The sequence below is a fragment of the Pseudoalteromonas sp. JC28 genome (assembly GCF_013319255.1).
In the GTDB taxonomy this organism is placed as follows: domain Bacteria; phylum Pseudomonadota; class Gammaproteobacteria; order Enterobacterales; family Alteromonadaceae; genus Pseudoalteromonas.
Genome location: NZ_QOKX01000005.1, coordinates 131,205 through 151,380, shown reverse-complemented (window position 1 = coordinate 151,380; position 20,176 = coordinate 131,205). Strand labels below are relative to the sequence as shown.

Annotated in this window: 18 protein-coding genes; 10 read left to right on the top strand and 8 right to left on the bottom strand. The window is 41.9% G+C overall.

Features of this window, described 5'->3' with window-relative positions; translation table 11 throughout:
- Positions 1-157 precede the first annotated feature (157 nt).
- Complete coding sequence (locus tag DS891_RS12535; RefSeq protein ID WP_010606611.1) at positions 158-2,518, top strand: EAL domain-containing protein; 2,361 nt, start codon at positions 158-160, stop codon at positions 2,516-2,518.
- Positions 2,519-2,564: 46 nt separating this feature from the next.
- On the opposite strand, the gene metE is transcribed toward DS891_RS12535, so the two are convergent.
- Positions 2,565-4,841, bottom strand: a complete 2,277-nt coding sequence (gene metE, locus DS891_RS12530; protein WP_217448642.1) for a 5-methyltetrahydropteroyltriglutamate--homocysteine S-methyltransferase — start codon at positions 4,839-4,841, stop codon at positions 2,565-2,567.
- A gap of 289 nt (positions 4,842-5,130) precedes the next feature.
- Between metE and DS891_RS12525 the strand changes: the two genes are divergently transcribed.
- From DS891_RS12525 to DS891_RS12515, 3 genes are all read left to right on the top strand, one after another.
- Positions 5,131-6,018, top strand: coding sequence for a LysR substrate-binding domain-containing protein (locus tag DS891_RS12525; protein ID WP_010606609.1), 888 nt, complete (start codon positions 5,131-5,133; stop codon positions 6,016-6,018).
- A gap of 100 nt (positions 6,019-6,118) precedes the next feature.
- On the top strand, positions 6,119-6,883 hold the full coding sequence (locus DS891_RS12520) for a YdcF family protein (RefSeq protein WP_010606608.1): 765 nt from the start codon (positions 6,119-6,121) through the stop codon (positions 6,881-6,883).
- Between the two features lie 145 nt (positions 6,884-7,028).
- Positions 7,029-7,400 carry a hypothetical protein gene (locus DS891_RS12515; RefSeq protein WP_010606607.1) on the top strand — a complete coding sequence of 124 codons (372 nt, stop codon included), beginning with the start codon at positions 7,029-7,031 and terminating at the stop codon, positions 7,398-7,400.
- Between the two features lie 59 nt (positions 7,401-7,459).
- On the opposite strand, the gene DS891_RS12510 is transcribed toward DS891_RS12515, so the two are convergent.
- Entirely contained in the window at positions 7,460-8,794 is a 1,335-nt protein-coding gene (locus tag DS891_RS12510; protein ID WP_174169965.1) for a PepSY domain-containing protein, read from the bottom strand.
- Positions 8,795-9,148: 354 nt separating this feature from the next.
- Here DS891_RS12510 and DS891_RS12505 point away from each other — a divergent pair, with 354 nt between their 5' ends.
- Complete coding sequence (locus DS891_RS12505; RefSeq protein WP_174169964.1) at positions 9,149-11,305, top strand: TonB-dependent siderophore receptor; 2,157 nt, start codon at positions 9,149-9,151, stop codon at positions 11,303-11,305.
- 199 nt (positions 11,306-11,504) lie between these two features.
- On the opposite strand, the gene DS891_RS12500 is transcribed toward DS891_RS12505, so the two are convergent.
- The 5 genes from DS891_RS12500 to DS891_RS12480 form a co-directional block, all read right to left on the bottom strand.
- The gene (locus DS891_RS12500; protein ID WP_174169963.1) at positions 11,505-13,130 is read right to left on the bottom strand and encodes a methyl-accepting chemotaxis protein; all 1,626 of its coding nucleotides are present in this window, start codon (positions 13,128-13,130) and stop codon (positions 11,505-11,507) included.
- A gap of 218 nt (positions 13,131-13,348) precedes the next feature.
- Complete coding sequence (locus DS891_RS12495) at positions 13,349-13,540, bottom strand: hypothetical protein (protein ID WP_010606603.1); 192 nt, start codon at positions 13,538-13,540, stop codon at positions 13,349-13,351.
- 40 nt (positions 13,541-13,580) lie between these two features.
- Positions 13,581-13,748: a DUF1328 domain-containing protein gene (locus tag DS891_RS12490; protein WP_010378934.1), complete on the bottom strand. Its 168-nt coding sequence runs from the start codon at positions 13,746-13,748 to the stop codon at positions 13,581-13,583.
- A gap of 10 nt (positions 13,749-13,758) precedes the next feature.
- A complete protein-coding gene (locus tag DS891_RS12485) occupies positions 13,759-14,205 on the bottom strand; it encodes a PA2169 family four-helix-bundle protein (protein WP_102057237.1) in 447 nt (148 codons plus the stop codon).
- Between the two features lie 165 nt (positions 14,206-14,370).
- Positions 14,371-15,255 (bottom strand): mechanosensitive ion channel family protein, encoded by an 885-nt coding sequence (locus DS891_RS12480; protein WP_010606601.1) that lies wholly within the window; start codon positions 15,253-15,255, stop codon positions 14,371-14,373.
- 236 nt (positions 15,256-15,491) lie between these two features.
- Here DS891_RS12480 and DS891_RS12475 point away from each other — a divergent pair, with 236 nt between their 5' ends.
- The 5 genes from DS891_RS12475 (at position 15,492) to DS891_RS12455 (ending at position 18,114) form a co-directional block, all read left to right on the top strand.
- Positions 15,492-16,055 carry a BON domain-containing protein gene (locus DS891_RS12475; protein WP_010606600.1) on the top strand — a complete coding sequence of 188 codons (564 nt, stop codon included), beginning with the start codon at positions 15,492-15,494 and terminating at the stop codon, positions 16,053-16,055.
- Between the two features lie 62 nt (positions 16,056-16,117).
- Complete coding sequence (locus DS891_RS12470; protein WP_010606599.1) at positions 16,118-16,693, top strand: outer membrane beta-barrel protein; 576 nt, start codon at positions 16,118-16,120, stop codon at positions 16,691-16,693.
- A gap of 413 nt (positions 16,694-17,106) precedes the next feature.
- Positions 17,107-17,436, top strand: coding sequence for a hypothetical protein (locus tag DS891_RS12465; protein WP_010606598.1), 330 nt, complete (start codon positions 17,107-17,109; stop codon positions 17,434-17,436).
- Positions 17,437-17,438: 2 nt separating this feature from the next.
- Positions 17,439-17,876: a hypothetical protein gene (locus DS891_RS12460; RefSeq protein WP_010606597.1), complete on the top strand. Its 438-nt coding sequence runs from the start codon at positions 17,439-17,441 to the stop codon at positions 17,874-17,876.
- Positions 17,860-18,114: a hypothetical protein gene (locus DS891_RS12455; protein ID WP_045989359.1), complete on the top strand. Its 255-nt coding sequence runs from the start codon at positions 17,860-17,862 to the stop codon at positions 18,112-18,114. The genes DS891_RS12460 and DS891_RS12455 overlap by 17 nt, the downstream gene beginning before the upstream one ends.
- Positions 18,115-18,142: 28 nt before the next feature.
- Here the strand turns inward: DS891_RS12455 and DS891_RS12450 are convergent, their stop codons facing one another.
- Positions 18,143-20,095 (bottom strand): response regulator, encoded by a 1,953-nt coding sequence (locus tag DS891_RS12450; protein ID WP_174169962.1) that lies wholly within the window; start codon positions 20,093-20,095, stop codon positions 18,143-18,145.
- Positions 20,096-20,176 lie beyond the last annotated feature (81 nt).

Here is a 20,176-nt window from a genome sequence, read left to right as displayed (position 1 = left end):
GATCATAGGCTGCACATGGGTGTTAGTAAAGTTTTTCAGGCCAACCGCAGATTATTTCACTTTGTGAGTTTACTTTAGCGCGTTTTCATTTTTCACAATATTGGTAAATATGTACAATTTAAGTTAACTTAGTAGCATCTTTTCATGAGAAATATGTATGCTATCTGAGAACCAAAAATTAGAATCAAAAACTGAGCAGCTTAGCATCATTAACCAGTTTTCTTCGTCGCTGCTGCATCTAACCAAACTTGACGAATTATTTGAATACGTTACGACACAGGTTGTCAACCGACTGGGGTTTGTCGATTGTGTTATCTATCTCGCTGATCCTTACCAAGAATATCTAGAAGTCGCTGCAAGTATGGGCGTTTCCCATGCTAATGGTGATTATCGTGTTGAACAAACCAAGATAAAGATTGGTTTAGGTATTACTGGTCAAGTAGCAACGACTAGAGCGCCCTTTATTTCTGGAAACGTCGCCGCTCACCCTATGTACATTGCTGATTTACGACCCGCCATGTCAGAGCTTTGTGTACCACTTGAGTATGACGGTCATTTAATCGGTGTGATTGACTGTGAGCATCCAGAGGCCGATTATTTTACCTCCGCGCATTTACAGATATTATCGACGGTCGCACATCTGCTCAGTGCCAAAATCCACCAGTTACGTACCTTAGAAAACCTCCAAACCACGATTGCCCAGTTACACCAAGCACAGAATTTAGAAAAGTCCCTGCTTAAAATTGCAAACATCACTTACCGCTTTGAGAACCTTGAAGCTTTTTATGATGACTTATATAAAATCATTGCCTCTCAGCTTTGCGCCGAGAACTTCTTTATCGGCCTTTATGATACTCAACAGGATATTTTAGAAATCGATTATTTGATTGAGGGAGGCGAAAAATGTAATGCACATCAAAAAGTATCAAAAGATCAGATTAAGCATACTGCATCCTACTATATACTGAAGAACCAACGACCACTGCTGTGTGATAACAATCAATTTAGAATGCACATTACGCGGGGTGATTTTAAAATGGTGGGCCGCTCGCCGCGCTCTTGGTTAGGCGTACCATTTTTGGTTAATGATCAATATCAGGGCGTGATTGTACTGCAAAGCTACAATAACGACCAAGCTTTCGTGAATCATGATTTATCTATTTTGACTTATATAAGTCGCCAAGTCAGCATGGCCATAGACCGGCAGCTTTCACGACAAGCGTTAGAGCATAGAGCCTTACATGACGACTTAACAGGTCTTGCCAATCGCTATTTATTGTTAGAGCGGATCAAGCATGCCATTTTGAGGCTTGCACGAATCGAGTCCTCTAATTTGCACTGCCTAATTTATCTGGATTTAGACAGATTTAAGAGCATTAATGACTCACTTGGCCACGATGTTGGTGACCATTTCTTGATTGCTATTGTCGAGATGATAAATGGCTGTATTCGCAAAACCGATACATTCGCGCGGCTCGGGGGTGATGAGTTTGCAATTTTTATGGAAAATGTCCAAGACAGGCAACAAGTCACTCTGCTACTTGATAGGATCACCACAGCAATAACCAAGCCCCTTCATATAGATGGTCATGTTCTGCAAGCTTCTGGCAGTATTGGCGTTGCCTTCACTGATAACGAGTCCGATAGCGCAATTAATTTACTGCAGCAAGCAGATGCCGCCATGTACGAAGCAAAATCTTCGGGTCGGGGTCAGGTCTGCTATTTTAATAATGCCATGCGCAAGCGCCTAAAACAGCAAGCCGATATTGAAAATGATCTGCAACATGGCATAAAAAACAATGAATTTGCGCTGTACTATCAGCCGATATTTTCTCTCACGACTGGCGCTATTGTGAGCTTTGAAGCCCTTGTCCGTTGGTTTCACCCCAAAAATGGTCTCGTCTCTCCAGATGCTTTTATTCCAATTGCAGAGCAAACCGGACAGATCATTGAACTTGACTTACATTTGTTGGAATTAGCAGCCAAACAACTCAAACGTTGGAAAGCGCAAAAGCTGCCGAAAACTCGCGTTACGGTAAATGTTTCATCGCGACATTTCGCAAGCTTAGAGTTCGTAGATACAATTCAGCAACTTTATCATCATTATGAGCTTACACCTGGCTCTTTATGTTTGGAAATCACAGAATCTGGATTAATAGCAAACTTAGCTCTTGCAACCAAAATTATTCAAGGATTAGAATCCCTTGGAGTGAAGCTTTATCTTGACGACTTTGGCACCGGTTACTCTGCTTTAGGTTATTTGCACCAGCTCCCCATTCATGTGCTTAAAATTGATAAGAGCTTTATTGACCAACTAACTGAAAGAGAAAACCCCCTAGTTGATGCGATTTTGAAGCTTGCACAATCACTTAACCTGACCGTTGTCGCCGAAGGTATCGAGCTCGAAACCCAGTGGCAGCTATTAAAGCAAAAAGGCTGTCAATTTGGTCAAGGTTATATTGTTTCTAAACCACTCGCCGCAGATCAAGCGATGGCATTTTTACTGAGTAGAAACTAGCAAATACCCATTGTTTATAAACAATGGGTATTTAGACTGGTTTAGTTTAACTTCTACCTAATTCGCTTCTAAGCTCCTTGGTTGCTGCCACCATATTCTCAAGTGCAGCCCGGGTTTCTGGCCATGCTCGGGTTTTTAGCCCGCAATCTGGATTCACCCATAATCTTTCTACTGGGATTTTCTTCGCTGCTTTGTGAATTAAGTCTTTTATCCAAGCCACCTCAGGGACGTTTGGCGTGTGAATATCATAAACACCAGGCCCGATGTCATTGGGGTAGTCAAAATCTTCAAAGGCGTCGAGTAAGGTCATATTTGAACGTGACGTTTCAATTGTGATCACGTCCGCATCCATATCCGCTATGGCGGCGATAATATCGTTAAACTCCGAATAACACATATGCGTATGGATCTGTGTTTCGTCATTCACACCACTTGCAGATACCCTAAACGCATATGCCGCCCACGCTAAGTAAGTTTTCCACTGACTGGCTTTGAGTGGCATCCCCTCTCTAAAAGCAGGTTCATCGATTTGGATCACCTTAATCCCTGCATTTTGCAAATCTACCACTTCATCTCTCAGTGCTAATGCGATTTGATTCGCGATGCTCGGCTTGTCTAAGTCATCTCTGACAAACGACCAAAATAAAATAGTCACCGGCCCTGTTAGCATGCCCTTCATCGGTTTTTTGGTTAAGCTCTGTGCATAACTCGTCCACTTCACTGTCATTGGTGCTGCACGCGAGACATCTCCCCAGATCACAGGGGGTTTAACACAGCGCGACCCATAACTTTGCACCCAACCAAACTGAGTAAAGGCAAAACCTTCGAGTAATTCACCAAAATACTCAACCATATCATTGCGCTCTGCTTCGCCATGTACAAGCACATCTAAGTTAAGCGCTTCTTGTTCTTCAACGGCATAACGGATCTCCGCTTCCATCTGGCTTTGATAAGCATCAGTACTCAACGTACCCGCTTTATAATCACGTCGCGCCTTACGAATAGCTTGGGTTTGTGGGAAAGAGCCTATCGTTGTGGTTGGCAATAAGGGTAAATTTAGCGATTGTGCTTGCTTTTTAATTCTGGTTGCGAATTCACTCGTGCGTTGACCGTCTTTTGTTGTAAGCGCTGAAACACGCTGCTGCACCTCATTATTATTCACTCGAGTAGAAGTCAAACGCGCTTTTACAGGCTTAGAATATTCGACCAACTGGGTAATATCACGCTGCTCCAATGCATTTTTCAATAATGCCAGCTCTTGCCCTTTTTGTTTGGCAAATGCGAGCCAAGACTTTAACTCACTATCAAGCTTTTGCTCTTGCTCTAAGTCCACTGGCGTATGTAATAATGAGCACGAAGGAGCGAGCCAGAGATTATCACCGCGACGTTCATGAACCAGAGCAAGTTGCTGATATACACCTTCGAGATCCGAGCGCCAAATGTTACGACCATTCACAATCCCGAGAGACAGTACGCTATCTTGCCCAACTACTTCCTCTAACGAAGCCAAGTCGTAGTTTGCCGTTACGCAGTCAAAATGCACGCCTTCTACGGGGTAAGATTGAATATCTTCAACATGCGCTTGTACGGAGTCAAAATAACTGGCCAACAACACTTTTACTCCTTGGCCACTCAACGCATCAAAACTCCGGCGCAGCGCGTTACGATAAGCATCGTCGATTTCCAGTGCTAAAATAGGTTCATCAATTTGTACCCACTCAACACCTTGAGCTGCAAGCTTGGCAAGTACCTGCTGATATACAGCCAATAACTTATCTAATAAAACTAATTTATCAAACTCTTGGCCAACACATTTAGCTAAGTAGAGATAGGTTACCGGGCCGACCAAGACGGGTTTTGCTCGGTAGCCAAGTAATTGTGCTTCCTCTACTTGAATGAATAACTCAGTCCAAGTCAGAGCAAACTCCTGTGTTTGAGTTAGCTCAGGGACGATGTAATGATAATTGGTGTTGAACCATTTTGTCATTTCACTTGCTGCACACGCACAGCCGCTAGGTGCTCGACCCCTGCCAATCCGAAACAAAGTATCGAGATTTACAGACTCATCATTTTTGTGACGACTAGGGATCGCGCCGACAAGTAATGAAATATTCAACACGTGGTCATACCAAGCGAAATCGCCAACTGGGATAAGGTCAACACCAGCATCAGCTTGCAATGCCCAATTTTCTGCACGAATGCGCTTTCCTTCCGCGATTAAGTCGTCTTGCGTTAAGTCGCCCGACCAATAGCGCTCTACTGCAAATTTAAGTTCACGTTTTTTGCCTACGCGTGGAAAACCCAAATTATGTGTTAATGCCATGATTTTAATTCCATCTAGATGTATGGATGTCTAAATTTAATTATCATAATCAAAAACAACAATTGATGCTTTTTCAGATTTCATATGAATAAAATTAATTTGTAATTTTTTGCAAAATTTTTACAGAAGTAGTGACAACGCTGTCATTTTTAGTGTTATAGTGGATTTGTGAATTTTTGAACAATTCACCGTAGGTATTTAGACGTCTAGACATTGATAATAACTAAATAGAATCGTAATATTGAGTAATGCTGAGATTTGCTCACTTCAAATATGAGAATTGTTGATAATGATTGATATAAAGCACCTAAAGACTATCTCCACCTTGAAAGAAACTGGTTCTCTTGTGAATACAGCACGAGAGCTATTCCTGACTCAATCCGCTTTATCTCATCAGATCAAAGATCTAGAGAACAAACTCGACTGCCAACTATTCGAGCGCAAGACCCAACCGGTACGCTTTACCCCTCAAGGCATGTTGCTATTAGAGCTCGCCAATGATGTATTGCCTAAAGTTGAAGCAACAAAGTGTCGTTTGAAGGAAAGCCTTAACCAGCCCATCTCACAACTCAGATTAAGCGTGGAATGTCATGCTTGTTTTCACTGGTTGCTGCCAACGATTAAAGAATTCAATACCTTTTGGCCTGACATTAAAGTCGATTACGAACGAGGCTTTAGCTATGATGCGATTCCTGACCTTATTGAAGATGAGCTGGACTTAGTGCTTACTTCGGACATTCGAGAACCAGAACAGCTCGAATACGCGCATCTTTTTGACTTTAAATTAAAGTTAATCGTTGCACCAGATCACGAATTGGCCAAGAAGGCCTATGTCACAGCACTCGACCTAAAAGATGAAACCATCATTTCTTACCCTATTCCTCGCGAGCGTCAGGACATATTTAAGCACTTTATTCAAAATGCACGCTTTGATGGTACGCTAAAAACCGTCGATCAAGGTTTATTAATCTTCCAACTTGTGAGTGCAGGTATGGGGGTTGCGGCCTTACCAGACTGGTTGGTCACACCTTATGAAAGCCAAGGGCTGATTAAATCGATTCCTCTAGGCGCTCTTGGGCTAAATCGTCCAATGTATTTAGCAATGAAGAAAAGCATGAAAGATAACCCTGTTTATCGCCATTTCCTCAATACTTGCCGTAAAACCACGGCAAGATAGTTGACTGGGCTCTTTTTGAGCCCTAACTGTTATACATTTCTACAGCTCCCATCTCATGCTAGCATTGCGTCAGGCTTATCTAAATCTAAGGCATGTTTAAATGTTTGAAGTCAAAAAGGTTATCGGTCAACTTCTGATGCCGTTACCGTTATCTTTGGTTGCACTTATGGGGCTCATGTTTTTTATCGCCAAAACACGCAAAGGGCCGTATATCGCAGTCTGGTTGGTCCTACTAACTACTTGGAGCATATCCACTCCTTATGTCGCGCAACACATTATCGAGTGGGATAAGGGCACGCTCACCGCATTCAATCCAAGCAGGCACAAAAACATAGACAGAATTGTTGTGCTTGGTTGTAATTTATACCCCGATGATTCCCTCCCCAGTAATGCTCAACTAGGTAGTTGCGGTTTAGCTCGACTAGTTGAAGGCATTAGACTTGCTAATATTTACCCAAAAGCCCAGCTGTATGTTTCTGGTTATGGCTATGGCAACGCAACAAGCGCAGGACTCATGGCTAAAACTGCACAGAGCTTAGGTATTTCCGCTACCCGTATCAAGCAAAACCACAATGCCAAAGACACCGCAGACGAAGCGAAAATGCTCGCGCCCGTTTTGGTAGATTATGATGTTGCACTTGTCACGTCAGCTTCGCACATGAAACGCGCAAAAAACCTATTTGAAGCACAAGGCGTTGAAGTATTCCCTGCCCCGACAGAGTTTTATAATTTTAAGTCACTCCCATTAAGTCGGCAGTTTATCGCAAATGATAAGGCGCTAGATATAGTCACTCGAATTTGGCATGAACAAGTTGGTAGTATGTGGATCACGATACGTCGCATTATCGACCCTGAAGCACTTTAAGCGTCGAAAAAGGCATCAAAACCAGGCTAAAGTTCGATAAATTGGCGCTGAAAAACGTAAAAAATTGAAAATTTGCGCAAATATGGGTATAAATAGAGTTTAATCTTAACCCGCGTATCCGCGTACAACACGACTAGGATCTACGATGAGTAAACTAGATAAAACTGAAGTACTAAGCGCTTTCGAAGCTGCGTACGAAGCTGCACATGGCAAAAAGCCTGAAATCACTGCAAAGCCAGGTTGGTATAGCATCGATGGTGGCAAAAACATGCGTCTTGCTGAGGTAGCTGAATTAACAGAAGAGCTAACTTCAGGGTCAGCTGTAGCAAGTGAGACAACGCAGGCGCCTGCCAAAAAAGCGAAAACGACTAAGAAAGCGCCGAAGGCAGCAGCTGTAAAATCAGCAAGCTTTACTATCGTTACAGAAAACGAAGATGGCTTCAAAGCGGAAGAACAGTGGATTGCTGAACTAGCAGCAAAAGATCACGACTGTCGCTTACCTCGTGGTGTTGTGTAAGCACAGTTTCATGAGTGAAGAAACCTCGCAGCTGCGAGGTTTTTTTTGGTCTGCAACAATCAATACCGATTCAACCTGAGCGAAGAAGAGCTATTTTTATGACGTAAATTGAGCAGGGCGGCGCTCCAAACCAGGATAATCAAGCAAGTTAGTGACACCCAGCCTAATAAAAAAGTCAACGAAGCAAGCGGCAATTCCGGCCACTTTCCTGCCATACCATAACCCGCAATTGTGCGATGGGCGTAAAAACAAATACATAAGACCAATCCGAAACTCAACGCTAGTGATACCATTACACCTCGGTACTCATCTTTGCGGCGCAATTTAAACTGCCGCTTGATATACATGTAAGTACCACTGAGAACCAAAAATGAGAGCACAACCCCAAATATAAACCACAGTATCTTCCCCCATATCCCCGCAAAATTGCCAAAATGTAGAGGGTCTGCGGTGTCGGATAATCGCCAATATAGCCCTTGGCTCGATGCTGTTTGGCTATAAACAACTTCCCCCGTGTAAGGGTTGACATAGATCTTGTTTGCCCTATCCCGAACTATCCAATCCTGCGATTGTCCTTCAGCATAAAAATAACCCCCAGAATAGCGAATAGCTTTCACCTCAAGATCGGGTCTCGTCGCTTTTACTATTGCGAATAATTCCACAACAGACAATTGTGGTTTATCCTGTCTCGGCAGTTCTGCCAAGGGATTAACGGCAAAATCCCCAACATCAGTATAAGCTGTTTTACCATCGACCATATCCATTCGTACAAACTCAAATAGATACCAGATACTCGTAAGCGAAATAACAACCGCAAGCCATAAGCCCCACGCCCCACTTATTTTATGCATACTTGCCATTTTGGCACGTGCATCCCCGCTAAACGTAAATACAAATAACTTTTTCCACCAGAGGCGATATACATAATGCGCACTCACGGTCGAAATACACAAAGGAACTGCAAAGATAAGCACAAGATAGTATGAAATGATGCTGTCAAACACGCCGAAAAAATGCATGTGGAAATCGCGAAAAAAGCGCTGAATATTAAAAAAACTACTTTCACCTTGGATAGCTCCTGAAAGTGGATCGACATAAACGTGTTGCCAAGGACTATCAGGCATCCGCATCACGATATCATACGAAAAATAGGTATCAGGACCTGTAAAGGCAATCCCTATTCGGGCGTCAGGATACGCCTTTTGTACCATCTCGTAAGCTGCTGCTAAGCTTATGTTTGATTGCCCGTCTACTGCCCTCACCTGATCGTTGAATAGCCAATCTAGTTCGTGGGCAATACTCGCAAACGCGCCAGTCCAGCATATTATGAACAGCACCCCCCCAAACCACACGCCACTCAAACTATGCCAGTTGAACCATTGTTTTGCCGTCATGGACCACCCAATAGCGAAGACATAAAACGACTTCACTTCCTTGCCTTGTATTAATATTCAAACATAGATAAGCCCCTGTGACAGCGCTATCCAACCTAATTGACATCCCACCTAACAATCAGATCCTAACAACTATGAGATTTGGGTAAGCCATTATTTTTGCAATAAATCATTTTTTGCATTACCCCTTATAGTAACAAAAAGAGTTATCATTTAGAATTGAAAATAATTTCTGTTTTCAGTTAGAACTATTCAAAAGCTTGGTTCAATCTCAGAAAAATAGCTCCTACATATCATAGGAACTTTCATCTTTATCTCTTGTGACGAAAAAACAATTTAGGAAAGGAAACACCCATGCAAACCAAAGCGCATCAATCTACAGCACTAGCTCTGATGTTATCACTCCTTTATTTTTCTCCAAATGCGGCAGCAAAAGCCGAGCGCGACAATATTGAACGGATCAGTGTTGTAGGCCAGCCAATCAAGCGTAACTCGGGTCCAACAGGACTTGACCTTACCATTAAAGAAACCCCCCAGTCTGTTACCGTGTTAAGCCACGACTACATAAAAGACTTCGAACTGAATGACCTTGAGGACATCATGGTACAGGCAACAGGTATCTCAAGATACAAATTTGGCGCGGGTGATAATACTGAGTTTACTTCTCGTGGGTATCTCGTCAATGCATTGGTTAAAGATGGCTTACCGACCTCAATTGCTGGACCACAAGAGAGTCGCTTAGACACTATTGTCTATGACCGAGTAGAGGTTCTTCGGGGCGCTGCGGGGTTAATGGCGGGTGCAGGACAACCATCGGCAACCTTAAATGTCATCACAAAACAACCAGACCGAGGTGGATTTGTTAAAGTTGGTGCCGAGATTGGCTCTTGGAATAAAGTGCGTACACACATAGATGCAACAGGCTCCCTAACGAAAGATGAAGCATTGGCCGGACGAGTTATTCTAGCCTATGAGGAAAAAGATAGCTTTGTCGACAAAGAAAATAGTAATAAGATCGTTGCATACACCCAGTTGCATCATTATTTTTCTGAAGATACCGAAGCCTCTTTTAGTGTTCATTATCAAGACAATGAACTGAAACTATCACCGTGGGGATTACCAATTTTTTACTCTGATGGTAGTTCCGTTGAAATAGACAAGAAAACAAATTTATCATCGCCAGATAGTCACAACGGCAATACCCACCAAAGTTATCATTTAAAATTATCTCACCAAATCAATTTAGATTGGGAACTTAACTTTGGCGCACAATACAGTAAAACAGAAGCTGACATTACCTTGACCTACTTTAGTGGTAACCCAGACAAAGAAACAGGTCTTGGCCTTCAAGGCGGTGACAGACGCTGGGTTGAAACGGTTGATGGGACTAATTTTATTTTGGGACTGGTTGGTCGGTTTGAGTTATTTGACCGCGCACATCAGGTGAATATCACCTATTTAAATGCCGATTTTGAGTCCACAGACGATCGCTTCGAAGAACTGGATGAAAACGCGAGAACAGTATTTTATCCACTCCAATCGATTAATAACCTTCACCCAGCCGCTCATTTAACTGCGACAGATAAGCAATTTATTGGCTATTGGGACAAAACGACGAAAGAACAGAGTATTGCCCTTAGCAGTAAGTTAACGTTAACGGATGACCTTCATGCCATTGTTGGTGTCAAATTTTTTGATTATGAACGTACCAATGAGCGTGACTTTGCTTGGAGCGGGTTCTCAAGCGACAAAGGTGAAGAAACGGGTGAGAGCTTATACTTAGGGCTGGTTTACAATCTCAATGACCAGATCAGTACGTATGCAAGTTATACCGATGCTTATGAGCCGCAACTGGATAAAGTGGATGCCAATTTAAATCAATTAGCACCAATCACCGCTCGGAACTTAGAAGTCGGCATTAAAACCACACTTTGGGATGATAAACTACGTCTAAACGTCGCTTACTTTGATAGTTTAAAGGAAGACTTCGGTGTTGTTATCCCCGAATATGCAGACGAAAGACCTGCTAGGTATCGACCCGTAGATGGTGCAGAAGCTGATGGATTTGAAGTTGAATTAGAAGCAAAACTGACAGATGATTGGCAAGTAAACTTTGGTTACAGTGATTTTGATGTTGTCGATGAGCATGGCGAAGATATTAACTTGTATGCACCAAGACAAACGCTCAATGCGAGCACCAAGTATACTTATGGGGCTTGGCGATTAGGGCTAAATGCAACTTGGGATACGGACAGAAAAGTCGATATTTTAAACGTCCCAGGAGTTGACCTTGGACTTCCAACAGGTGGTCGTCGAGGCGCAGTGCGTGCAGATCAAGATAGCCAGCTTTTACTAAATGCACACGTCAAATATCAATTTTCTAGCCAACTGAGCGTTAAACTGAATATCAGTAATCTCACAGATGAAGGCTATTTCGATACTTACGGTTTCGTGCCGAAAAAGTACAGCGAGCCTAGAGCATACAATTTAAGTATGGAATATCTGTTTTAACGTAAAGCACTATGCAAATGCTGTGGCGTGATAGGGTTACAACACCTTTAAAACTTAGCTGCAGCAGCAAAATGCCTATAAATAAAGCGCGGGCTTCTGACTAGAAACCCGCGCTTTTCTATCTCACACCAATTTACGTAACTGTGTTTTCAATCCCAAGAGCCGAACCTCCCAAATTAAGTACTAAGTCGAGTTGCCATTAAACCTTAAATACCGACACTTGACCGTTTAACTGCTCAGCTAACGCCTCTAAGTCATTACTCACATCTGCATTACTCTGCGCACTTCGAGTAATTTCAGAAATACTGCTACTGAAATCATTAATATTTTCGCTGATTTCCGCAACCACCGTTGTTTGTTCTTCCGTTGCCGTTGAAACCTGAATATTCATACCGACGATTTCATCCACCGCCTTGTCTATATCAGTCATGATTTGAGCTGACTCATTGGCCCTATCAACTCCTGCAGCTGCACTCGACTGTGCATTCTCCATTGACGACACGGCATTTTGTGCCATGCCCTGTAACTTACTGATCATATCTCGGATCGATTCCGTAGCTTTTTGCGTGTTGTGTGCCAATTGCCTAACTTCATCAGCAACAACCGCGAAGCCTCGACCTGATTCCCCAGCTCTCGCCGCTTCTATTGCAGCGTTTAATGCCAAAAGATTTGTTTGTTCAGCCACACCTTGGATCATTAGCACGACTTGGTTGATTTCATTCGACTGGTCGTTCAACGCTTTAATTAACTGCGCGTTATCTCCCACCTCACTGGCAAGACGCTCGATGGCCTGAATATTTTGCGAAATAACATCCATCCCCTGCTTTGCAAGCTGACCCGACATCTCTGCTTTGTTTGCGGTATTCATTGCATTATGTGCAACCTCCTGAATTGCACTACTCATTTCTGTCGCTGCGGTTGCGATCATTACCGTTTGCTGCTCTTGTTCTTGTGAAGTGCCCGCAATTGACTGACTAATTCCATTTAGCTCGTTGGATGTTGAGGACAGACTATTCACCATCGTAACTAGGTTGGTAACTAACTCATGTAAGCTCGACACCATAGTATTGAAGTCGTTTCCTATCTCACTCAGCTCGTCCTGCCCCTCAACCACTACACGTTGGGTTAAATCAGCATCTCTTGCAATGTTACCAATACGCATACGCAAACGACTGAGTGGTTCGTTAATTGACCTAAATATCAACATACCAATCATCACCATTACGATCACAATAGTAACGGAAGAGATAATCATCGCCGTTTTTGTCGCACTGGCTTCTGAGCGGCCAACATCTCTTAGTGCACTTGCCTCTGCAAGTTGTAACTCAATTAGTGCATTGTAGCTTTCACTTAAGGGGTCAAAGGCGGCATAGAGATCGCGTACAAATTTATCATAAGGAATTTCTTCAAAAGTATTTGCGTTAACTCGGTTAATATAATTAGACAGCAGTTGCTTGACACTTATCTCTGCTTTTTCAACTTGCTTTACTAAGCTTCGCTCTTCGCTCGTAAGGTCCGTGGACAAATAGCTATTCCATTCTTTTTCAGCGATATTTTTAGCTTCTTCGATTTGCTTTAACGCGGCACTGTTGGATAATTGATGGCCTCGTAACTTGTGAAAAGTATCTACAATAACCACCGCATAGTTGTCTGACACGACTTTTATTTGCCTCAGCGGTACAACTCTGTCGTCATAAATACGGTCAATGTAATTGATAAGATTTGATAATGTTCCAATTGTAAAGATAGTAGCGAGAATAAAAAACACAGCAGGTATGCCCGAAAGCGACAACAATCTGCTTTTAACTGAAACCCTATTTAGCATAGTCTGATTTTTATTGAGTAAACATAGAAATAAAGTATTACTCAAAGTTCATAGATTACAATAATAATTGCAAATTAAGCAGCGCATTATTGATATGCATCATACTTCGTAACTGTGTCTCTTAACTGTATAGGTTTGATTTTTAAACCTATTACAAAAAAAGAGGAGAAGCTTTTATCGGCTTCTCCTCTTTTATTCCACGTCGAAATCACTTTCGCTTAACACTCTTCGTTTTCAGCGTTCATGTTCTCTTTTACATCTTCACACGCGTCTTCCACGCTATTTTCTACTTCCTGAACTGTTTCATCGAAACGCTCACCAGCATCTTCCGCCGGACCTTCGCTACAACCAAAAAGTGCTAAAATTGAAACAAAACCAAATGCTTTTGCTAATGTAATTGCTGATTTCATAACCTATCTCCTAAAACCGTTTTTGTACGTTAATTCCCTTTTACCTGGGAGCTCGTGCTTTGCCAAAAATAAACGAAATAATCATAAAGGCGATAAACACAAAGAATAGAATTTTCGCCATACCTGCCGCAGCGCCAGCGATTCCAGTGAAACCTAGCACGGCTGCGACAAGTGCTAGGAATAAAAACATTACAGCCCAACTCAACATAACATTCTCCTTAGGCAGTTAGCTCTTGCAACTGCTTCATTTGATCGTGACAAGCTTGCATTCTGGTTTGAATTTGCAGTAATACACTCTTGCATTTAGGTGGAAGATCTTTGCTTAATGCTTTATCAAGCTTGCTTAACACTTTGTCTTCCACTTCTTCTAGCTGAGAAATATAGGTGTGCTCTTTGTCGGTGCTCACCATACCAACCAACTTGGTGTACGATTCACGAATGTCGATGCTAAGCGCTGAATCTGTCTCAATTTCACCTTCGTCAATAAGAACAAATGGTTGTAGATCCGAGATTGCTTGCGCTTTATCTACAATCATTTGGTCAAATACGCGGTTTAATTCGATATTATCTAGCTTCTTTTTAGCTTCAGTGTAAAAATCAACACCACCATTTAATACTTTGATGAGCTCTTTTACCGGCCCCATGTCGTAATTTGAATCTGCCATAAATAACTCCTTTCGTTGCGATATTTAATAAGTGCATTTTGCAAATATTATTTTCTGTCCCTTTCACTAATGCAGATTAAATGCCAAATCATAAACCTTTATTATATAAGGCTTTTTAATCTAAGCACCTTCAGACCGGTGAAAATATTACAAACTAGATGTAAATTATTCCTGTGATAATTGCGTACTTAAGGTTGTGCTCCCTTTAGCATTGAAATCCATAGTCCTAATTGGGAAAGGAATTAAGATATCGTTATCAGCTAATACACGGTTAATGGTGCAAATTGCTTTGTGCCTGACCACCATAAAGCCCGGATCTGCTGGGTAATCTATCCAAAACCACACTAATAGATTAATAGAGCTGTCACCAAAAGACTCTGCATAGACATCTGTTTCTTTTTGGCTTACTACGAAATCAAGCTTGTTAATTGCCTCAACAATCACCTCTCGGGCTTGCTCTGGGTCGTCCGCATACGAGATACCAACTGGTACTTCTATTCTTCGCTTGCCAAGCTTAGTGTAGTTTTGTAACTCATTCTTAAAGAGAATTTTGTTGGGGATATAAGACAGCTGGCCATAAAAGTTTTCTACTAAGGTGTTTCTCAAATTGATTTTGCTTACCGTGCCAAAGCAATCCTTGGTTCTTATAATGTCACCGACCATAAAAGGTTTTCTGACCCCCATCACAAATCCAGCGATGAGGTTCTCGGTCATGTCTTGGAATGCAAAGCCAATAGCAAGGCCAATGATCCCCGCCCCAGCCAACAATGACATTACAGCACCTGATAGTTTTACTATATCTAAAGCGAAGAAAATCCCAATGGCAATAATAGAGACTTTAAATATGGAACTAATAAGTGAAGCCACTTGTTCTGTCTTTATTGCTTTTTTAATTGCCTTTGAAAACCAAATTGAAGATATTTTAGCCAAAACTGTGAAGAATATGAGTATCATTAAGGCTAGGATCATATTCGGTAGTAACTGCACACCGGATTCAAGCCAAGAGATTAACTTATCATTAATTAACGTCCAGAATTTTTCTAAATTCATAATCAAATATTCCTATTTAAGTACTCGACAAATCTAGAATGCAGTAATCATTCCTAGTTATATTAATTAGCCGTTCATGGAAAAGGTAATTATTACAAACTAATTTACACATCTTCTCGGTAAATTCTTCCTTAAAACTTACTCCATAAAAATAAATCACATAATTATCAATAAGTTAAAGGTTGGCACAACAGCTGCAACAGATAATTCGACTACGAAATTAAAGGAGTTTAATTATGAAAAAGACATTAATTGCAACTGTACTAGTATCTTCACTTACTACTGCTTCAGCATTTGCTGCTGATAACTCTTGGGAAAAAGAAGCGAGTGACGCTTGGATAGACGGTAAAGCAGAAGCAACACTGCTTTTCAACGGTGAACTGAACAACTTTGACATTAACACTGATGTAAAGAACGGCGTTGTAGTGCTAACCGGTAAAGTTGAACACTCAGTAGATAAAAAGCTGGCTGAAGAACTGGTACTAGGTATCGATGGCGTAAAAGAAGTGAAAAACGACCTGACTATCGTAGATATGTCAGATGAGCGCAAAAAAGAGCGCAATTACGAAAGCGATAGCGGTTTTACTGACGCAAAAATCGCAACAGTAATTAAGTCTCGCTATCTGTTCGACACAGATGTAGATGGTACTGACATCGATGTTGATGTGGAAGGTTTAGTCGTAACATTAAACGGTCATGTAGGTAGCGAAGCAGAGCGCAAACTTGCTGTGCAAATCGCGAAAAACGCCAATGACGTTAGAGATGTAAAAGATAACCTTCGCGTTACCACAAAATCATAAGCCAATTTTGATTTGAGGGGGGCTTTCCCCCTCCCATACTTATATTGATTTAAGGAGTAAAGATGAAACAATTAACAATTGCTGCTGCGCTACTTGCCTCTCTAGGTCTTGCATCCACAGCCGCTCACGCGGAGTCTGATTTTGGACTAGATGATTATAAAATTTACACAGGTATCGGTTATGGCCAATACTCTTTCCAATGGGAAGATCGTGAGAATGACACTTCATTCGACGACGACTCTTCTATGCTAAAAGCGTATGTGGGTACAAAAATTAATCCATATTGGAGTTTTGAACTTGCCTATGAGAACTTCGACGAAGCAAGTGACATTGACAACTCTGCTGAAATAGACGGTATTTCTTTATCTACACGTATTTCAGCTCCACTAAACGAACATTTCTCAGTGTATGCTAAAGGTGGTTGGCTTGAGTGGGATGCTGATATCTACGCGGATATTCCAGCTGTAGGTCGAGTTTCATCTAGCCTTGAGGGTGGCGACTGGCTCTATGGTGCCGGTGTTGAGTTTCACCTCAATGAAAACGTTAACATGCGGTTAGAATACACTCGCTATGAACTTGAAGACAATATCGACCCTGATATGGACGTAGCTGCCGTCTCTATCGAATATCAGTTTTAAGCAGTAATTTTGGCTCTATAGCCTCCCAATTATTTCCCCTTTGACTCAGTCCTGGCTCTTCCACAAGAGTCTGGTTTTGGCGCTACCACTTGGTAGCGCTTTTTTTGTTTTCAGTGTACGGCCTCCATATTGAATAATGTAAGTACTTTCTCGCTATTTCTTATTTTCAGGAAACAGAATTTAAAGGTAAACAACCTCTAGATGTAATAGTTGCCATTCAGTGCAAGAAATGAAATCTGTCAATTTTTCAAACTCTACACCCTGTAGGTTCTGCTATGTAACATTTACACCCTTCATTTCGCATCTACCGACAAACGATACCGGAAAACATTAACCTTATGAATTTAAACAGCTTTCAAGTTGGCAAAGGGTTTGCAACCTATATAGTGAACTAAACGAATAAGGAGTAGTTTATGAGTAATCAAGCAAACCAAACACAGACAAGCAATACAGCTAAACCACAGCCAAATGGCCAAGACTCTAGCCATCCTGTTACGGATCAAATTGCAGATACATTGCATGCATCAGTAGATTCACTGCACGCTTCGGCATCTCGTACTGAAACCTCACTACGTGAAAAAAGCCATAATTCGAGTGAAGCGATTGGTGCCAAGCGCAAGGAGTGGGAACGTGCGTGGAATACATCAGGTGTGAAAAAGTATGCAACGGAAAACCCAGTAAAAACGGCTGGTATCGCATTCTCACTTGGTATGTTAGCAACTATGCTGTTAAGGAATAAGTAATCATGCAAGACCAAGCTCAAATAAGAGACCGTCAAGCAGCAGCTCACGAGCGCACTCCAGCGCTCGCTGAGCTTAAAGATTCTGTGTCTCTATTATTCAACAGCTATCAGCAAATCGCAGAAGCACAACTAAACCTATTAGGTGCTAAGTTTAGAGCTAATCTAAAAACCTTATGTATTGCGCTCGGGTTAATTCTATTTTCTCTAATCTTGACAGCAATGGTGTGGGGAAGCTTGCATGTGTTATTTGCTTACGCGTTAACCTACGCGGGACTAAGTTGGTTTGTTTCGGCGGGTATCGTACTGACTATCAATATCGCGATGATTTATTACCTAATCATAACAGGGCTGAAGCTCTTTAATAATAGTATTAACGACCTGACGTCTGGGTTTTATACCCCAGTTGCGAAGCAGGAGGCTAGCAATGACGAAGCTCGCTGAATTCATCACTGATAAGTTGCACCAAGAAGTGGTGATTGAGAAGAAAAAGCTCATTACCGCTAAACATTTTAATCAACTTACCCAAGTGAAAGCCAAGAAGGTATTCACCGGCGCGATTAGCTCTCCTCAAGGGTTGGGCTTCATGTTTATGTTTGGCGCACTCAGCGCTAAATATGGCAAGTTTGGCGCACTAAGAAAAATCGTACTTTTACAAAGAATAGCGCAAGGTATCATTTAACTCCTTGAGCTATTCTTTGGCTCTCTATCTAAACTAGCTTTTCTTTAATTTCTTTCAAATCCACAAGTGTAATTGGCTTTAATAACACTTCATCCACTTGCGACTCAGCCAACTTTTCCGGCTCTGGATCAAAACCACTAGCAATCACAATATGCTGATTAGGATCTTGTGCTTTAATTTCTCGAGCAAGCGTAAGCCCGGACTTATCGGGCAGACCTATATCCAGTAAAATCGTGTCAAAGCGCTCAGAACCAACAAAATGCTGCCAACAAGTTTGCGCGCACTCTGCCGTAACCACATTCACTTGCAGTGAATTAAGTAACAGCTTAAGCAGATTGCGTGTATCTGCGTCGTCTTCTACCACTAAAAACTGCAATGTGCCGCTAGCTTGCTCTACGTCATTGCTAGAAGCTACCAACACCCCGCTCAAGTAGTGTGTTAAACATTCTCCTAACTCAGAGACATTAACAGGTTTGCTCATCATATCGCTAAAGCCTAATGCCATTAACTCCTCTTTTGTGCCTTTTTGAGCTGCTGCTGTCAGTGCGACAACAGGTAAGTCAATACCACGCTCTCTGAGTGCAACAATCGTGTCTCGGCCATCCATTCTAGGCATATGCAAGTCCATAAAGACTAAGTCATACTTATCAGGGTTATCCTTTAGCATCGCAAGCGCTTCAATACCATCACCCGCAATTTCAGCGGTTGCGCCAGTTTGACCAATCAAGGTACGCATTAACATTTGGATCTCACTGATATCTTCAACGATAAGGATATGCCCTTTCAAATCAGATGGAAGCGAGTTATTAGCCGCGTTGTGGGTCTTATCAAGCATTAATGGCGCCAGAGTCATTTCATCGATAGTATCAAGGTCAATACTAAAGCCAAATTCACTCCCCTCTCCCAAAGTCGACTCAACCGCCAGCTCCCCCCCCATCAATTTAATGAGTGCCGAGCTAATAGCCAAACCAAGACCTGCACCTTCGTCTGTACGAGTCGTAACATTTTGTACTTGTTCAAAAGGTTTAAATATACGTTTTAACTTCTCGCAAGGAATACCAATACCCGTGTCAATCACCTTGAATTCAAGTTTTGCATCCGCTTGTAGTGTTATCTCAACCTTCACAAAACCGGAGCTTGTGAACTTAATCGCATTATAAATAATGTTGATAAGTACCTGCTTCAACCGCGTCTTATCTACTTTTACATCCTGCGGCAATGGCGTTTTAGCCTCGATACTAAAACTCAAGCCTTTCTTAGCTGCGGCCATTTTAAACAAACTATACAAATCACTTAAAAAGCTACTCAAACACGTGCTTTGTTTATTGAGCTGTAACCGATTTTCATTTAGCTTGGATAGGTCAAGCACATCGTTTAGCAGATTAAGTAAGTGCTCACTATTATTATTGATAATAGAAAGCTCAGGCTTAACATTCTGCAATTCTTCCCGAGATAGGAGGAGATTAGTGTAACCTAAGATAGAAGTTAAGGGTGTTCTCAACTCATGGCTTAAATGGGCCAAAAAGCGGTCTTTTGCTCGACTATCAGACTCTACACGCAATCGCTCTAGGCGCTCACGTTCAAGCTCTTTGCGTGCCAAAGCGTAGCGAATGGAACGAATAAATCGTGCGCTACTGATCTCTGACTTAAGTACAAAGTCTTCAGCACCCGCTTTTAGGGCTTCGTTATCTAACACTTCGTCTGATTGCCCCGTCAGCATGATTATCGGTGTATGGACCCGTCTTGCTCGCGCTTCTTTTAACACGCTCAAACCGGTTTGTGGGCCTAATTGATAATCCAATAAGCAGAGATCGAAGCCATTGCTCTCAAGTGCTTCTAGCGCTTGATGGTATTGGCTTTGCCAAACGAGATTAAATTTAAAGTTAGGAATAGACTGTAAATAATCTAAGGTTAAAATATAATCGTCTTCGTCATCTTCAATGAGTAGCACATTGACTTCACTGACCGACTCCTTTGTCATACTGTCCTCCACAAATGAAGTGATACTAATTCGTTTAGGTCGCCACGTTATGTTGATACAGATATAGGACGACTTGGGGTG

Coding starts and splice junctions, on each gene's coding strand:
- DS891_RS12455 (WP_045989359.1), top strand. CDS start 17,860: ATGACGAAGCTCGCTGAATTCATCACTGATAAGTTGCACCAAGAAGTG.
- DS891_RS12470 (WP_010606599.1), top strand. CDS start 16,118: ATGAAACAATTAACAATTGCTGCTGCGCTACTTGCCTCTCTAGGTCTT.
- DS891_RS12485 (WP_102057237.1), bottom strand. CDS start 14,205: ATGGCAGATTCAAATTACGACATGGGGCCGGTAAAAGAGCTCATCAAA.
- DS891_RS12480 (WP_010606601.1), bottom strand. CDS start 15,255: ATGAATTTAGAAAAATTCTGGACGTTAATTAATGATAAGTTAATCTCT.
- DS891_RS12525 (WP_010606609.1), top strand. CDS start 5,131: ATGATTGATATAAAGCACCTAAAGACTATCTCCACCTTGAAAGAAACT.
- DS891_RS12510 (WP_174169965.1), bottom strand. CDS start 8,794: ATGACGGCAAAACAATGGTTCAACTGGCATAGTTTGAGTGGCGTGTGG.
- DS891_RS12450 (WP_174169962.1), bottom strand. CDS start 20,095: ATGACAAAGGAGTCGGTCAGTGAAGTCAATGTGCTACTCATTGAAGAT.
- DS891_RS12475 (WP_010606600.1), top strand. CDS start 15,492: ATGAAAAAGACATTAATTGCAACTGTACTAGTATCTTCACTTACTACT.
- DS891_RS12500 (WP_174169963.1), bottom strand. CDS start 13,130: ATGCTAAATAGGGTTTCAGTTAAAAGCAGATTGTTGTCGCTTTCGGGC.
- DS891_RS12495 (WP_010606603.1), bottom strand. CDS start 13,540: ATGAAATCAGCAATTACATTAGCAAAAGCATTTGGTTTTGTTTCAATT.
- DS891_RS12465 (WP_010606598.1), top strand. CDS start 17,107: ATGAGTAATCAAGCAAACCAAACACAGACAAGCAATACAGCTAAACCA.
- DS891_RS12535 (WP_010606611.1), top strand. CDS start 158: ATGCTATCTGAGAACCAAAAATTAGAATCAAAAACTGAGCAGCTTAGC.
- DS891_RS12505 (WP_174169964.1), top strand. CDS start 9,149: ATGCAAACCAAAGCGCATCAATCTACAGCACTAGCTCTGATGTTATCA.
- DS891_RS12515 (WP_010606607.1), top strand. CDS start 7,029: ATGAGTAAACTAGATAAAACTGAAGTACTAAGCGCTTTCGAAGCTGCG.
- DS891_RS12460 (WP_010606597.1), top strand. CDS start 17,439: ATGCAAGACCAAGCTCAAATAAGAGACCGTCAAGCAGCAGCTCACGAG.
- DS891_RS12520 (WP_010606608.1), top strand. CDS start 6,119: ATGTTTGAAGTCAAAAAGGTTATCGGTCAACTTCTGATGCCGTTACCG.
- DS891_RS12490 (WP_010378934.1), bottom strand. CDS start 13,748: ATGTTGAGTTGGGCTGTAATGTTTTTATTCCTAGCACTTGTCGCAGCC.
- metE (WP_217448642.1), bottom strand. CDS start 4,841: ATGGCATTAACACATAATTTGGGTTTTCCACGCGTAGGCAAAAAACGT.